Source organism: Streptomyces tauricus, from assembly GCF_014650955.1.
Taxonomy (GTDB): domain Bacteria; phylum Actinomycetota; class Actinomycetes; order Streptomycetales; family Streptomycetaceae; genus Streptomyces; species Streptomyces tauricus.
On record NZ_BMVY01000001.1, the window covers coordinates 796,618 to 811,587 of the forward strand.

Sequence of the window (14,970 nt, forward strand, 5' to 3'; positions counted from 1 at the left end):
GGTCACGGCGTGCTGTCCCGTACGTCGAGGTGGGCCCACGGGTCGTCGACCTGCTGGGCCCCGGCCGCTTCCTCCTGGGCGGCGGCCTCGGCAGCCGCCTCCGCGGCCCGCTTCTTGAACGCCACGGTCCTGCGGGCCTTGGCGATGACCTCGTCGTGGTCCCAGCCGAAGGTCGCGGCGTCCAGCCGGGCGTTGAAAGCGGTCAGCAGCTCGGGGCTGATCGCCGCGAGCGCGATGCGCAGCTCGGCGAGCGTCTGCGGTCCCTCGGCGAACTCGAACTCGTACGGGTCCGAGGATGCCTCTGAGCTCGGCTCGTGCGGTAGCGCGGACATGTGTGTGACCTCCGGTCGTGATGTCACCACGGTACGCGGTCGCCGTGGCGGCCGTGCACGGAGGACCGCACACCGGCGGGCGGTCCCTCCCGGCGCCCGGTGACGACCGCATCACGATGGGCCGCACGGGCGTAGCCGGTCGTGTGGCCTCTCGTTGAACGTGCCATGACGACATGGGACGGGGACGGGCCTTCGGTGTTCTTCGCGCGCGTGCCGGGTGCGTCCTGGCCCGACGACGAGAGCGACTGCCGCTGGTGCAGCATCCTTCTGGGCCCCGGCTTCGCCACGGGTCCCGCCCGGACGGCACGTGAGCCCGTGCGGCGGCGCCCCGGACACCGCACCGGGCGCGTGCGCGCGTGGCTGGAGCGGACGCGCACGGTGATGCTCCCGGTGGCCGCGATCACCGTACTGGCCGCGCTGACGCTGGTGGCCATGGGCTGATCCGGTGCCGTCCTCCCGGCCCGTGAACTGCCACGAAATGCCCGGCCTCGGTGGCGGGACGAAGTCCGCACCGTGCTGGCAGGCTGACCGCGCGGCCGCCGCCGCGGTCGGCGACGGCGGCGGCCCGATCGCCCCGTTCGCGACCTGCGACGTACGCGACGCGCGCGCCGTCCACCACCCGCGCCCCGTTCGCGACCCGCGTTCCGTTTGCGGCCCCGCGGGTTCGCACGGCAGGGTTCGGGGGTGGCTACCTTGCTGATCGTGCACCACACGCCCTCGCCCCACTGCCAGGCGATGTTCGAAGCCGTCGTCTCCGGTGCGAACGCCCCGGAGATCGAGGGCGTACGCGTCGTCCGGCGGGCGGCGCTGGCCGCCACGGCTGCCGACGCGCTGGCCGCCGACGGATATCTGCTCGGCACACCGGCGAACCTGGGCTACATGTCCGGCGCCCTGAAGCATTTCTTCGACCAGATCTACTACCCCTGCCTGGACACGACGCAGGGCAGGCCCTTCGGTTACTACGTGCACGGGGGCAACGACGTCACCGGAGCGGTCCGGGGCATCGAGTCGATCGCCAAGGGCCTCGGCTGGCGGCGCTCCGCCGAGGCCGTGACCGTGACGGGCGAGCCGGACAAGGCCGACGTCGAGGCGTGCCGGGAACTGGGCGCCTCCCTCGCCGCCGGCCTCATGGACTGACCGACAGGGCCTACGGCGTCAGGGCGCGAGCAGCAGGCTGTCGCCGCGCTCCTTGGCGGCGGCGTAACGCCGGGCCACGTCCTGCCAGTTGACGACCGCCCACATGGCGTCGATGAAGTCGACCTTCTGGTTCTTGTACTGGAGGTAGAAGGCGTGCTCCCAGGCGTCGAAGACCAGGATCGGCGTCGACCCCTGGCCGACGTTGCCCTGGTGGTCGTAGACCTGCTCGACGATCAGGCGTCCGCTCAGCGGCTCGTAGGCGAGGACACCCCAGCCGGAACCCTGCGTGGTCGCGGACGCCTTGGTGAGCTGCGCCTTGAACGCGGCGAAGGAGCCGAACGACTCCGCGATCGCGTCCGCCAGCTCACCCACACCGTCCACGGCGAGGGGCTCGCCGCCCCCGTCGCCGGTCATGTTGTGCCAGTAGATGGAGTGCAGGATGTGGCCGGAGAGGTGGAAGGCGAGGTTCTTCTCCAGGCCGTTGATCGAGCCCCACGACTCCTTGTCGCGGGCCTCCGCCAGCTGCTCAAGGGTGTCGTTCGCGCCCTTCACATAGGCCGCGTGGTGCTTGTCGTGATGCAGCTCGACGATCTGCGGGTTGATGACCGGTTCGAGCGCCGCGTAGTCGTACGGAAGCTCCGGGAGCGTGTAAACCGCCATGTCCAACATCCTTCGGCCGTGTTATTGCAATCAATGTGCAGTTGCACGCTAGCAGCAGAAGGGTGGGAAGGTGGAGAGCGTCGCCGATCAACACAGCGAGGGCCGGAAGGGTTTCCCCTTCCGGCCCTCGCTGTGTTGTCGGTACCCGGGCGTCAGTCCTCGCCCTCCAGGTCCCCTTCCGTCTCCAGGTACACCTGGCGCAGCGCCTCCAGCACCGCCGGGTCCGGCTTCTCCCACATCCCGCGGGACTCCGCTTCGAGCAGCCGCTCGGCGATGCCGTGCAGCGCCCAGGGGTTGGCCTCCTGGAGGAACTCGCGGTTGGCCGGGTCCAGGACGTACGTCTCGGTGAGCTTGTCGTACATCCAGTCGGCGATCACGCCCGTGGTGGCGTCGTAACCGAAGAGGTAGTCGACGGTGGCCGCGAGTTCGAAGGCGCCCTTGTAACCGTGGCGGCGCATCGCCTCGATCCACTTCGGGTTCACGACCCGGGCACGGAAGACCCGGGAGGTCTCCTCGACGAGCGTGCGGGTGCGGACCGTCTCCGGGCGGGTCGAGTCGCCGATGTACGCCTCGGGGGCGGTGCCGCGCAGGGCGCGGACGGTGGCGACCATGCCGCCGTGGTACTGGAAGTAGTCGTCCGAGTCCGCGATGTCGTGCTCACGGGTGTCCGTGTTCTTGGCGGCGACCGCGATGCGCTTGTACGCGGTCTCCATCTCGTCCCGGGCCGGACGGCCGTCGAGTTCACGGCCGTAGGCGTAGCCGCCCCACACCGTGTACACCTCGGCGAGGTCGGCGTCGGTGCGCCAGTCGCGGGAGTCGATGAGCTGGAGGATCCCGGCCCCGTACGTCCCCGGGCGCGAGCCGAAGATACGGGTGGTGGCGCGCCGTTCGTCGCCGTGTTCGGCCAGGTCGGCCTGGGTGTGGGCGCGTACGAAGTTGGCCTCGGCCGGTTCGTCGAGGGAGGCGGCCAGGCGTACGGCGTCGTCGAGGAGGCCGATCGTGTGCGGGAAGGCGTCCCGGAAGAAGCCCGAGATGCGCAGCGTCACGTCGATGCGGGGGCGGCCCAACTCCTCGTACGGGATGGGCTCCAGGCCCGTGACCCGGCGTGAGGCGTCGTCCCAGACGGGGCGGACGCCGAGCAGCGCCAGGGCCTCGGCCACGTCGTCGCCCGCCGTGCGCATCGCGCTCGTGCCCCAGAGGGAGAGGCCGACGGAGGTGGGCCAGTCGCCGTTGTCGGTGCGGTAGCGCTCCAGGAGGGAGTCGGCGAGGGCCTGGCCGGTCTCCCAGGCGAGCCGGGACGGGACGGCCTTGGGGTCGACCGAGTAGAAGTTCCGGCCGGTCGGCAGGACGTTGACCAGGCCGCGCAGCGGCGATCCGGAGGGTCCTGCCGGGACGAAGCCGCCGTTCAGGGCATGCACGGTGTGGTCGAGTTCGGCGGTGGTCCCGGCGAGGCGCGGGACGACCTCGCGGGCGGCGAACTCCAGGATGGCGGCGACCTGTTCGCCCTGGTCGGCGGGGACGGCGGCCGGGTCCCAGTCGGCGTCGTCCATCGCCTGGACCAGCGCGCGGGCCTTCGCCTCCGCCTCGTCGGCGGTGGTGCGGGTCGCGGCCGACTCGTCCAGGCCGAGGGCCTCACGCAGGCCGGGCAGGGCGGAGGAGCCGCCCCAGATCTGGCGGGCGCGGAGGATGGCGAGGACGAGGTTGACGCGGTCGGCGCCCTTCGGCGGGTTGCCGAGGACGTGCAGACCGTCGCGGATCTGGGCGTCCTTGATCTCGCACAGCCAGCCGTCGACGTGGAGGAGGAAGTCGTCGAAGCCGTCGTCCTCGGGGCGGTCCTCAAGCCCGAGGTCGTGGTCGAGCTTCGCGGCCTGGATGAGCGTCCAGATCTGGGCGCGGATCGCGGGCAGCTTCGCCGGGTCCATCGCGGCGATCTGGGCGTGCTCGTCGAGCAGTTGCTCCAGGCGCGCGATGTCGCCGTAGGACTCGGCGCGGGCCATCGGCGGCACCAGGTGGTCGACGAGCGTGGCGTGCACGCGGCGCTTGGCCTGGGTGCCCTCGCCCGGGTCGTTCACGAGGAACGGGTACACGAGCGGGAGATCGCCGAGCGCGGCGTCCGGACCGCACGCGGCGGACAGACCGGCGTTCTTGCCCGGCAGCCACTCCAGGTTGCCGTGCTTGCCCAGGTGGATCATCGCGTCGGCGCCGAAACCACCGTCCGCGTGCGCGGCGGCGATCCAGCGGTAGGCGGCGAGGTAGTGGTGCGAGGGCGGCAGATCGGGGTCGTGGTAGATCGCGATCGGGTTCTCGCCGAAGCCGCGCGGCGGCTGGATGAGGATCAGCAGGTTCCCGCGGCGCAGGGCCGCGAGCACGATGTCGCCCTCCGGGTTGCCGCTGCGGTCGACGAACATCTCGCCGGGCGCCGGGCCCCAGTGCTGCTCGACGGCGGTGCGCAGGGACTCCGGCAGGGTCGCGTACCAGCGCTTGTAGTCGGCCGCCGGGATACGGACCGGGTTGCGGGCCAGCTGCTCCTCGGTGAGCCAGTCCTGGTCGTGGCCGCCCGCCTCGATGAGCGCGCGGATCAGTTCGTCGCCGTCCCCGGAGACCAGACCGGGGATGTCCTGCTTCGGCCCGAAGTCGTAGCCCTCGTCGAGGAGTCGGCGCAGGATCGCGACGGCACTGGCGGGGGTGTCGAGGCCGACGGCGTTCCCGATCCGGGAGTGCTTGGTCGGGTACGCGGACAGGACCAGGGCAAGGCGCTTCTCGGCGGCCGGGATGTGCCTCAGGCGGGCGTGGCGCACGGCGATGCCAGCCACCCGGGCGGCCCGCTCGGGGTCGGCGACGTACGCCGGCAGGCCGTCCTCGTCGATCTCCTTGAAGGAGAACGGCACGGTGATCAGACGGCCGTCGAACTCCGGGACCGCGATCTGGCTCGCCGCGTCCAGCGGGGAGACACCCTCGTCGCTCTCCTCCCAGGCGGTCCGCGAGCCGGTCAGGCACAGGGCCTGGAGGATCGGGATGTCCAAGCCGGTGAGGGCGCCCGCGTCCCAGGACTCGTCGTCGCCGCCCGCGGAGGCCTCGGCGGGCTTGGTGCCGCCGGCCGCGAGGACGGTGGTGACGATCGCGTCGGCCGCCCGCAGCTCCTCGATCAGCTCCGGCTCGGGGGCGCGCAGCGAGGCGACGTACAGGGGAAGCGGACGGCCGCCCGCGTCCTCGACGGCGTCGCACAGGGCGCCGATGAACGCCGTGTTGCCGCTCATGTGGTGGGCCCGGTAGTAGAGCACGGCGACGGTCGGACCCTCGACGCCCTCGCGGGGCGTGCGCTCCAGCGGACCCCAGGTCGGGGCCGGGGCGGGCGGGTCGAAGCCGTGGCCGGTCAGCAGGACCGTGTCGGAGAGGAAGCGGGCGAGCTGGTCGAGGTTGCCCGGGCCGCCGTGGGCGAGGTAGGCGTGCGCCTCGGCGGCGATACCGATGGGCACGGTGGAGGCGGCCATCAGCTGGGCGTCGGGGGCCTGTTCGCCGGTGAGGACGACGACCGGGCGGCCGTCGGCGAGCAGCAGGTCGAGGCCGTCCTCCCAGGCGCGCAGACCGCCGAGGAGGCGTACGACGACCAGGTCGACGCCGTCCAGGAGGGCGGGGAGGCCGTCGATGTCGAGGCGGGACGGGTTGGCGAAGCGGTAGGGCACCGGTCCGCCGGCCGCGCGAGCGCTGAGCAGGTCGGTGTCGGACGTCGACAGCAGAAGGATCATGTGGCGTCGGGCCTTCCTCGGGGTCCGCGCCCCGGGCGGTGGTGGAGTGGGTCTCCCCGTGCTCACGCGCGAACTCGTGAGCTGGGGAAAGGGAGTTCCTGGCTCGCCCGGATTCTCTGGCCGGGCTCACAGTGGCGGGACCGCGCCGGCTTCACACCGGCTTCCTCCCCTGCCGCCGTCGTGGCGGTGGCGGATCGGATGATCCACCGATAGAGATAGTAAGGGCCGGGGGAAAAGGGCGGGGCATACAGCCTGCGGGAACGTAGGTATGCTCGCCGCCATGTCCTCGGCTGCCCTCCGTCCATCGTCCCAGGCCACAGCGGTCTCGCGGGACCGCGGTGACGCCTGCCCGGGGACCCTGCGACTACATGTGGCGGACGACGGGGCGCTGGCCCGGGTCAGGATCCCGGGCGGTGTGCTGACCGTCCGCCAGGCCGAGGTGCTCGCCGACGCGGCACTGCGGCTGGGCGACGGTGACGTGCATCTCACCTCGCGCGGCAACGTACAGCTGCGCGGGCTGGCGCAGGAGTGCGGAGCCGAACTGGCCGAGCTGCTGACCGCCGCCGGACTGCTGCCCTCCCGCGGGCACGAGCGGGTGCGCAACATCGTCGCCTCCCCACTGTCCGGCCTCGACGGACATGCTCCGGACGGACGAGGTCACGGCGGACAGGGCCTGGACGGACAAGGCCTGGCCGGGCAGGGAGTGGCCGGACAGGGTGTGGCCGGGCAGGGCCTGCGGGACGTACGGCCCTGGCTGACGGCGCTCGACACCGCGCTGTGTGCGAGCGAGGCGGCACAGGCCCTGTCGGGGCGGTTCCTGTTCGCGCTCGACGACGGGCGCGGGGATCTGGCCGGTCTCGAAGCCGATGTGACGGTACGGGCGACGGCGGACGGCGGTGCGCAACTCGCTCTCGGATCGGCCGACCACGCGCTCCACGTGTCGGCGCGGGATGCGCCACGGGCCGCGCTGGTGGCGGCGGAAGCGTTCCTGGAGGCCGAGCGGGCCGGCGGGACACGCGCCTGGCGGGTGGCCGAGCTGGCGCTCGGCGCCGACGAGTTGACCGAGTCGGTCGGACACCGTCTGACGGCGGAGGGCATCGGCCACGAGCGGCAGGTCCGGGAGACCGGCCGCTCGGACGGCCCGTCGCCGGGAGCGATCGGGGACGCCTTGTCCGTGCACGTTCCGCTGGGCCGCCTCTCGGCTCCGCAGTGGCGGGAGTTGACGCGGGTCGCCATCGGCGAGCTGCGGCTGACCCCGTGGCGCGGTGTGGTTCTTCCCACTTCGGGGACGACCGCCGCGCGGCGGACCGAGGCGCTGGCCCGCCTCGACGCCGTCGGCCTCGTCACCGGTCCCGGCTCGCCCTGGCTGCGCGTCGGCGCGTGTATCGGGCGGCCGGGGTGCGCCAAGTCACGGGCCGACGTACGGGCGGACGCGACCGCCGCGCTGGAGGCGACCGCCGCACTGGACGCGGGCGGCGCGCTGGACGCGGTCGGCGCGGGCCGCCGCCAGAGCCTTCCCCTGTACTGGTCCGGGTGCGAGCGCCGCTGCGGGCACCCGCGGGGCGAGCGGATCGATGTCGTCGCCGCCCCGGAGGGGGGTTACCGGCTGTCCGTCGTCGCACCCGGACACGATGAGGCGCGCACAGTCCCCCTGGACGACCCTTCCCGTCTCGCCGCCGCCCTGTCGGAGATCACCTGAGCCCGAACCCGAACCCGAGCCCGCACCAGAGCCGCATGACGCCCGATGACGACCGAGAGCAGTGAGAAGAACACCGTGACCACGTACGACTACGAGAAGGACGGCGCGGCGATCTACCGCCAGTCCTTCGCCACGATCCGCGCGGAGGCGGACCTCGCGGCGCTGCCCCCCGACGTCAGCCAGGTCGCCGTACGGATGATCCACGCCTGCGGAATGGTCGACCTGGTACGCGACCTGGCCTACACGCCGGACGTGGTGTCCAGGGCCCGCGAGGCCCTGCGTGGCGGCGCGCCGATCCTGTGCGACGTCCAGATGGTGGCCAGCGGTGTGACCCGCAAGCGGCTGCCCGCCGACAACGACGTGCTCTGCATGCTGTCCGACCCGTCGGTTCCGGAGCTGGCCGCCAAGCTGGGCACCACGCGCAGCGCCGCCGCGCTGGAACTGTGGCGCGACCGTCTTGAGGGTTCCGTGGTCGCCGTCGGCAACGCCCCCACCGCTCTCTTCCGCCTCCTGGAGATGATCGAGGAGGGCACGCCCCGTCCGGCCGCCGTCATCGGCGTCCCGGTCGGCTTCATCGGCGCCGCCGAGTCCAAGGACGCACTCGCCGCGCACCCGTCCGGTCTGGAACACCTGGTCGTACGCGGCCGTCGCGGAGGCAGCGCCCTGGCCGCCTCCGCTCTCAACGCGATCGCGAGCGAGGAAGAGTGAACCACCCGACCACCGGGGAGACCGGCAAGAACGGCAAGCTGTACGGGGTCGGGCTCGGCCCCGGTGACCCGTCTCTGATGACCGTACGGGCCGTCCAGGTCATCGCCGAGGCGGATGTGATCGCCTACCACAGTGCCCGGCACGGGCGGTCCATCGCCCGCTCGATCGCGGCGCAGCACATACGCGCCGACCACATGGAGGAACGGCTGGTCTACCCGCTCACGGTGGAGACCACCGACCATCCGGGCGGCTACCAGGGCGCCATGGACGAGTTCTACGCCGAGGCGTCGGCGAGGCTCGCCGCGCATCTCGACGCGGGGCGCACGGTCGCGGTCCTCGCCGAGGGCGACCCGCTCTTCTACGGCTCGTACATGCACATGCACAAGCGGCTCGTCGACCGGTACGACACCGAGGTCATTCCCGGTGTCACGTCCGTGTCCGCCGCCGCGGCCCGGCTCGGTACCCCGCTCGCCGAGGGCGAGGAGGTGCTGACGATCCTGCCCGGCACCCTGCCCGAGGAGGAGCTGACCGCGCGGCTCGCCGCGACGGACGTGGCCGTGGTGATGAAGCTGGGCCGCACGTTCCCCAAGGTGCGGCGCGCGCTGGAGAGTTCGGGACGGCTGGACGAGGCCCGGTACGTCGAGCGGGCCACCATGGCCGGGGAGCGGGTCGCCGAACTGGCCGACGTGGACCCCGAGTCGGTGCCGTACTTCTCGGTGGCCGTGCTGCCCAGCCGCGTCGACGCCGAGCGGCCGGTGCGGGAGCGGGGCGAGGTCGTCGTGGTCGGCACCGGGCCCGCAGGACCGCTGTGGCTGACCCCCGAGACGCGGGGCGCCCTCGCCGCCGCGGACGACCTGGTCGGCTACACCACGTACCTCGACCGCGTGCCGCAGCGGGCCGGGCAGCTCCGGCACGGCTCGGACAACCGGGTGGAGGCCGAACGCGCCGAGTTCGCGCTCCAACTGGCCCAGCGGGGGCGGCGGGTGGCCGTCGTCTCCGGCGGTGACCCGGGTGTCTTCGCGATGGCGACCGCCGTGCTGGAGGCCGCCTCGCAGAAGGAGTACGCGGACGTGCCCGTGCGGGTGCTGCCGGGGGTGACCGCGGCCAACGCCGCCGCCGCCCGCGTGGGCGCTCCGCTCGGCCACGACTACGCCACCATCTCCCTGTCCGACCGGCTCAAGCCGTGGGAGGTCATCGCCGAGCGGCTGCGCGCCGCGGCCTCGGCGGATCTGGTGCTGGCCCTGTACAACCCCGGTTCGCGGAGCCGGACCTGGCAGGTGGGCAAGGCGCGCGAGCTGCTGCTCGAACATCGCGCCCCGGACACGCCCGTCGTGGTCGCCCGGGACGTGGGCGGTGCGGGTGAGCGCGTACGGGTCGTGCGGCTCGGCGACCTCGATCCGGGGGAGGTCGACATGCGTACCGTGCTGCTGGTCGGGTCTTCGCAGACTCGGGCTGTGCTGCGAGGGGGTGAGGGCGGCGAGGAGGTCGTCTGGACACCTCGGCGGTATCCGGAAGGGTGAGCCGTGCGGTGGCGCCACCGGCCGAGTGTGGTGTGTGGGCTGCGGGTGCGTCGTGGCTGGGTACGCAGTTCCCCGCGCCCCTTACGAGGCGCGCCTCTTCGTGACCCAGTCGGCCGCCGACTCCGGGTCGGTGGCCACGGGGATGCCCTCCGGGGTTGGCGGTCTGCGGATCACCAGCACCGGGATGCCCGCCTCTCGGGCCGCCGTCAGTTTCGGTGCCGTGGCCGCTCCCCCGCTGTCCTTGGTCACCAGGACGTCGATGCCGTGGTGGCGGAGGAGCTGTCGCTCCCCGTCGAGGGTGAAGGGACCCCGGTCCAGCAGCACCTCCATGCGGGCCGGACAGGGCGCCACGGGTGCGTCGACGGACCGTACGAGGAACCACAGCGCGTCCAGGTGCGCGAACGCGGACAGGCCCATGCGGCCGGTGGTGAGGAACACCCGTTGCCCTAGAGCGGGCAGCAGTTCCGCCGCCTCCGCCAGCGAACCGGCCTCGTGCCAGTCGTCGCCCTCGACCGGGGCCCAGCCGGGGCGGCGCAGCGCGAGCAGGGGAACATGGGCGGTGGCGGCCGCCGCCGCCGCGTTGAAGCTGATCGTTCCGGCGAAAGGGTGGGTGGCGTCGATGAGCACGTCCACCGCGTGCTCGCGCAGCCACGCGGCCATCCCCTCGGCCCCGCCGAAGCCGCCGACGCGGACCTCCCCCGGGGGCAGCCGCGGGCTGGCGACCCGCCCGGCCAGAGAACTCGTCAGGTCCAGGCCGGGGGTACCGTGCAGTAGCCCGGCCAACTGTCGGGCTTCGGTCGTTCCGCCGAGTATCAGTACGTGCATGGAGATCCGGGTCCGTTCATGAACAGCGAAGAGCAGGGTGCCGGTGCCGGCGAGGCGAAGGGCGGCCGTGGCGCCCAACTCAAGCACACCGGGCTGCGGCCCGGCTGGACCACCGGCGCCTGTGCGACCGCGGCCACGACGGCCGCGTACACCGCGCTGCTGACCGGGGAGTTTCCCGACCCGGTGGCCATCACGCTGCCCAGAGGGCAGACGCCGTCGTTCGCGCTCGCGGCCGAGGAGCTGACGGACACGTATGCGATGGCCGGGATCGTGAAGGACGCGGGAGACGATCCCGATGTCACGCACGGCGCGCTGGTACGCGCCACGGTCCGGCGGCTGCCCATGGGTGCCGGGGTGGTCTTCCTGGCCGGTACCGGCGTGGGCACGGTCACCCGGCCCGGTCTGCCGCTCGCCGTCGGTGAGCCCGCCGTCAACCCGGTCCCCCGCCGGATGATGAGCGAGCACGTCGCCGAGGTCGCGGGACGGCACGGCGGCACCGGCGACGTCGAGATCACCCTCTCCGTCGACCACGGCGAGGAGATCGCCCGCTCCACCTGGAACCCGCGGCTCGGCATCCTGGGCGGCCTCTCCATCCTCGGAACGACGGGCATCGTGGTCCCGTACTCGTGCTCGGCGTGGATCGACTCGATCCGGCGGGGTGTGGACGTGGCCCGCGCGGCGGGGCATACGCATGTCGCCGGGTGCACCGGGTCGACGTCGGAGAAGACGGTCGTCGCCGAGTACGGCATCCCCGAGGAGGCGTTGCTCGACATGGGTGACTTCGCGGGCGCGGTCCTCAAGTACATCCGCCGGCACCCCGTCGACCGGCTGACCATCTGCGGGGGTTTCGCCAAGCTGTCCAAGCTGGCCGCGGGGCATCTGGATCTGCACTCCGGCCGTTCCCAGGTCGACAAGGGGTTCCTCGCCGAACTCGCCCGGCGCGGCGGAGCGGGCGAGGCGCTGGCCGCCGAGGTGGCCGACGCCAACACCGGCCTGGCCGCGCTCCAGCTGTGCATGGCGGCCGGGGTGCCGCTGGGCGAGCTGGTCGCGACGACCGCCCGCGACGAGGCACTGGCCGTGCTGCGCGGGGCGCCGGTCGCAGTCGACGTGATCTGCGTCGACCGGGCGGGCACGGTGGTGGGGCGCAGCACGGTGGCCTGACCCGCGTACACCGCGGTCAGCGCGTGCCCCTTGTGCCCGCCGTGCCCGGCGGTGAGCGCGCGCCTCAACCGTCAGCAGACATGGCGTTCGCGCTCGGTCGAGTAGAGGTGGCTGTCGCGGAACTGTTCCGCGCCCAGGGTCCGGCCGACCATGATGACGGCGGTCCGCAGCACGCCGGACTCCTTCACCTTCCCGGCGATCTCGTCGAGCGTGCCCCGGATGATCAGCTCGTCGGGGCGGGAGGCGTAGGCGACGACCGCGACGGGGCAGTCGGCGCCGTAGTGCGGAAGCAGCTCCTCGACCACGCGGTCCACGTACCTGACGGCGAGGTGCAGCACGATGAGCGCGCCGCTGCGGCCGAGGGTGGCCAGGTCCTCCCCCTCCGGCATGGCGGTGGCGCTGTGGGCGACACGGGTGAGGATGACCGTCTGGCCGACGGTCGGCACGGTCAGCTCCCGCTTCAGGGCGGCGGCCGCGGCGGCGAAGGCGGGAACGCCGGGGACGACCTCGTACGGCACCCCGGCCGCGTCCAGCCGCCGCATCTGCTCGGCCATCGCGCTGAACACGGACGGGTCCCCGGAGTGCAGCCGGGCCACGTCGTGTCCCTCTTCGTGCGCGCGGAGCGTCTCGGCGGTGATCTCGTCGAGATTGAGCTGCGCGGTGTCGATCAGGCGGGCGTCCGGCGGGCATTCGGCCAGCAGTTCACGCGGGACCAGGCTGCCCGCGTACAGGCAGACGTGGCAGGCGGCGAGTGTGCGGGCGCCGCGTACCGTGATCAGGTCGGCGGCGCCGGGTCCGGCACCGATGAAGTACACGGTCATCTGTCTGCTCCTGGACGGGGGTCACGGGGGTCGGGGGTCTTCTGTACGGCCCACTGGGTCACCGGCATCGCCTGCCGCCAGCCGGTGAAGCCGCCCACCGGCACGGCGTGCGCCACCGCGAGCCGCACCAGCTCGCCGCCGCGGCGCCGGTAGGCGTCGGCGAGCAGTGCCTCGGACTCCAGGGTCACGGTGTTGGCGACCAGCCGTCCGCCCGCGGGCAGCGCGTCCCAGCACGCGTCGAGCAGGCCGGGCGCGGTGAGTCCGCCGCCGATGAACACGGCGGCGGGGGGCGGGAGTTCGGCCAGGACGGCGGGCGCGGCTCCGGTGACGACCCGCAGTCCGGGCACGCCGAGCCGGTCGGCGTTGCGGGTGATGCGCTCGGCCCGCGCGGGGTCGCGCTCGACGCTGACCGCCCGGCACGAGGGGTGCGTACGCATCCACTCGATCGCGATCGAGCCCGAGCCGCCGCCGATGTCCCACAGCAGTTCGCCGGGGGCGGGGGCGAGCGCGCCGAGGGTGGCGGCGCGGACGTGCCGCTTGGTGAGCTGTCCGTCGTGCTCGTACGCGTCGTCCGGCAGCCCCGGTACGGCGCCGAGCCGCAGGGCGTCCGGGGCGCGGCGGCACTCGACGGCGACGATGTTGAGGGGGTCGCCGGACGGGTGCGCCCAGTCGTCGGCGGTGACCTCGTCCGTCGTACGTTCCTTCGCGCCGCCGAGTTGTTCCAGCACCCGCAGCCGGCTGGGGCCGAAGCCGCGGTCGCGCAGCAGGGCGGCGACCTCGGCGGGGGTGGTGGCGTCCGCGCTGAGCACGAGGAGGCGTCGGCCGTCGTGCAGGGCGGCGGCGAGGCGGGCGGTGGGCCGGCCGACGAGGGTGACCACCTCGACGTCCTCCACGGGCCAGCCGAGGCGCGCGGCGGCGTGGGAGACGGAGGAGGGGTGCGGCAGGACGCGCAGCTCGCCGAGTTCTTCGGTGAGGGCGCGGCCGATGCCGTAGAACATCGGGTCCCCGCTGGCCAGCACGGCGATCCGGCGGCCGGTGTGCGCCGTGAGGAGGCCGGGGACGGCGGGGCGCAGGGGTGAGGGCCAGGTGACCCGTTCCCCGGCGCACTCCGGCGGCAGCAGGTCCAGTTGGCGTGCTCCCCCGATCAGGACCTCGGCGTCGCGAAGCGCCGTGCGGGAGGTTCCTGGCAGGCCTTCCCAGCCGTCGGCCCCGATCCCGACGACGGTGACGGCGGGCGACGGTCCGGATCGGGCGGGGGTCACGGCTCGGTACCTCGGGATTCGGGAGCGGGTCTCGCAGGAGTCTCGCGAGTGGGCGGGAGGGGTTTCGGGACGGGCAGCAGAAACGCACTTTACTGGGCGCCGACCTGCGCACCTGCGCTCGGGTGCACCTCTCCGGCTCCCTTGCCGGACGCCGCGTTCCACCACGTGCGCGGTGCGGCTTCCGACTTCCCTCTCCGTTTCCCACCTCGGTTTCTCACCTCGGTCCGGTCGACCCGCGCCATGGCCTTCCCCCACCATCGGGGCTGGGCCCAGGCCGTCCACCCCACCGGCCCGAAGGGAGTCAGCATGAGCTGGACGATCGAGCGGCGTGGCCGTGTCGCCGTCGTGACGATGACGACCAACCCGGTCAACGCGCAGAACCGCGCCTTCTTCGCCGACCTGCATGACGCGTTCGACCGGCTCGAACGTGACCACGCGGAGTCCCCCGTCGTACTCACCGGCACCGGCGCCCGCTTCTCCGCCGGCCTCGATCTGGGCGAGCACCTCCCGCTCTTCGCCGGCGCTCCGGACGCCGTCGCGTCCTGGTTCCAGGAGTACCGGGCCACGAACATGCGGCTGTTCACCTACCCGCGCCCCACGGTCGCCGCGGTCAACGGCCACGCCTTCGCCGGCGGACTGATCACCGCCGCCGTCTGCGACCACCGGGTGGCCGTGGCCCAGGGGGCCCGCTTCGGGCTCAACGAGGTGCTGATCGGCATCCCCATGCCCGCGGTGTACGTCCGCATGCTCGCCCACGCCTGGGGCGATCCCGTCGCGTCCCGCGCCTGCCTGCGCGGGGAGATCTTCACCCCGGACCAGGCGCACGCGCTGGGCATGCTGCACGAGTTGGCGCCGGCCGAGGAGTTGCTCGACCGGGCCGTCGCCGTCGCCGAGGAGACGCCCGAGGACTGTGTCGAGCAGTACGCGTTCACCAAGCGGGCCTGCCAGGCCGCCACCCTGCGCGACATCGCCGAACTCGCCGACCCTCTCGACACCGAGCTGGCCGCCCTCATCACGGACGACCGCGCCCGGCACGCCCACCGCCGCTACTGGCAGCGGCTCAAGGGGCGCCCCGCACCGTGGTGAGGGCCCGCGGGCC

The 14,970-nt window shown here is 73.1% G+C and carries 13 protein-coding genes and 1 riboswitch; of the genes, 7 read left to right on the forward strand and 6 right to left on the reverse strand.

Features of this window, described 5'->3' with window-relative positions; genetic code table 11:
• Window positions 1-2: 2 nt before the first annotated feature.
• Window positions 3-332 (reverse strand): hypothetical protein, encoded by a 330-nt coding sequence (locus IE278_RS03370; protein WP_189768486.1) that lies wholly within the window; start codon window positions 330-332, stop codon window positions 3-5.
• A 165-nt stretch (window positions 333-497) separates the two neighbouring features.
• Here IE278_RS03370 and IE278_RS03375 point away from each other — a divergent pair, with 165 nt between their 5' ends.
• On the forward strand, window positions 498-773 hold the full coding sequence (locus tag IE278_RS03375) for a hypothetical protein (protein WP_189768487.1): 276 nt from the start codon (window positions 498-500) through the stop codon (window positions 771-773).
• A 243-nt stretch (window positions 774-1,016) separates the two neighbouring features.
• The gene (locus IE278_RS03380; RefSeq protein WP_189768488.1) at window positions 1,017-1,469 is read left to right on the forward strand and encodes a flavodoxin family protein; all 453 of its coding nucleotides are present in this window, start codon (window positions 1,017-1,019) and stop codon (window positions 1,467-1,469) included.
• An 18-nt stretch (window positions 1,470-1,487) separates the two neighbouring features.
• Here the strand turns inward: IE278_RS03380 and IE278_RS03385 are convergent, their stop codons facing one another.
• Window positions 1,488-2,129: a superoxide dismutase gene (locus tag IE278_RS03385; protein WP_189768489.1), complete on the reverse strand. Its 642-nt coding sequence runs from the start codon at window positions 2,127-2,129 to the stop codon at window positions 1,488-1,490.
• 152 nt (window positions 2,130-2,281) lie between these two features.
• Complete coding sequence (gene cobN / locus IE278_RS03390; RefSeq protein ID WP_189768491.1) at window positions 2,282-5,875, reverse strand: cobaltochelatase subunit CobN; 3,594 nt, start codon at window positions 5,873-5,875, stop codon at window positions 2,282-2,284.
• Window positions 5,876-5,946: 71 nt separating this feature from the next.
• Window positions 5,947-6,079: riboswitch (cobalamin riboswitch) on the reverse strand.
• A 64-nt stretch (window positions 6,080-6,143) separates the two neighbouring features.
• Here cobN and IE278_RS03395 point away from each other — a divergent pair.
• The 3 genes from IE278_RS03395 to cobJ all read left to right on the forward strand — a co-directional run bounded on the left by IE278_RS03395 (window position 6,144) and on the right by cobJ (window position 9,802).
• Complete coding sequence (locus IE278_RS03395) at window positions 6,144-7,574, forward strand: ferredoxin-like domain-containing protein (RefSeq protein WP_189768492.1); 1,431 nt, start codon at window positions 6,144-6,146, stop codon at window positions 7,572-7,574.
• A 45-nt stretch (window positions 7,575-7,619) separates the two neighbouring features.
• Complete coding sequence (locus tag IE278_RS03400; RefSeq protein ID WP_189768493.1) at window positions 7,620-8,282, forward strand: precorrin-8X methylmutase; 663 nt, start codon at window positions 7,620-7,622, stop codon at window positions 8,280-8,282.
• Between the two features lie 77 nt (window positions 8,283-8,359).
• Window positions 8,360-9,802: a precorrin-3B C(17)-methyltransferase gene (cobJ, locus tag IE278_RS03405; RefSeq protein ID WP_246569929.1), complete on the forward strand. Its 1,443-nt coding sequence runs from the start codon at window positions 8,360-8,362 to the stop codon at window positions 9,800-9,802.
• 81 nt (window positions 9,803-9,883) lie between these two features.
• Here cobJ and IE278_RS03410 read toward each other — a convergent pair whose 3' ends face one another.
• Window positions 9,884-10,627 carry a cobalt-precorrin-6A reductase gene (locus IE278_RS03410; protein ID WP_189768495.1) on the reverse strand — a complete coding sequence of 248 codons (744 nt, stop codon included), beginning with the start codon at window positions 10,625-10,627 and terminating at the stop codon, window positions 9,884-9,886.
• 18 nt (window positions 10,628-10,645) lie between these two features.
• On the opposite strand from IE278_RS03410, the gene IE278_RS03415 reads away from it, so the two are divergent.
• Window positions 10,646-11,788, forward strand: a complete 1,143-nt coding sequence (locus IE278_RS03415; RefSeq protein WP_189768496.1) for a cobalt-precorrin-5B (C(1))-methyltransferase — start codon at window positions 10,646-10,648, stop codon at window positions 11,786-11,788.
• Between the two features lie 71 nt (window positions 11,789-11,859).
• Here the strand turns inward: IE278_RS03415 and cobM are convergent, their stop codons facing one another.
• The gene (gene cobM, locus IE278_RS03420) at window positions 11,860-12,609 is read right to left on the reverse strand and encodes a precorrin-4 C(11)-methyltransferase (RefSeq protein WP_189768498.1); all 750 of its coding nucleotides are present in this window, start codon (window positions 12,607-12,609) and stop codon (window positions 11,860-11,862) included.
• Window positions 12,606-13,871 carry a precorrin-6y C5,15-methyltransferase (decarboxylating) subunit CbiE gene (cbiE, locus tag IE278_RS03425; protein WP_189768500.1) on the reverse strand — a complete coding sequence of 422 codons (1,266 nt, stop codon included), beginning with the start codon at window positions 13,869-13,871 and terminating at the stop codon, window positions 12,606-12,608. Before cbiE ends, cobM begins: the two co-directional genes overlap by 4 nt.
• Before the next feature lie 306 nt (window positions 13,872-14,177).
• On the opposite strand from cbiE, the gene IE278_RS03430 reads away from it, so the two are divergent.
• Complete coding sequence (locus IE278_RS03430; RefSeq protein ID WP_189768502.1) at window positions 14,178-14,957, forward strand: enoyl-CoA hydratase/isomerase family protein; 780 nt, start codon at window positions 14,178-14,180, stop codon at window positions 14,955-14,957.
• Window positions 14,958-14,970: the final 13 nt, after the last annotated feature.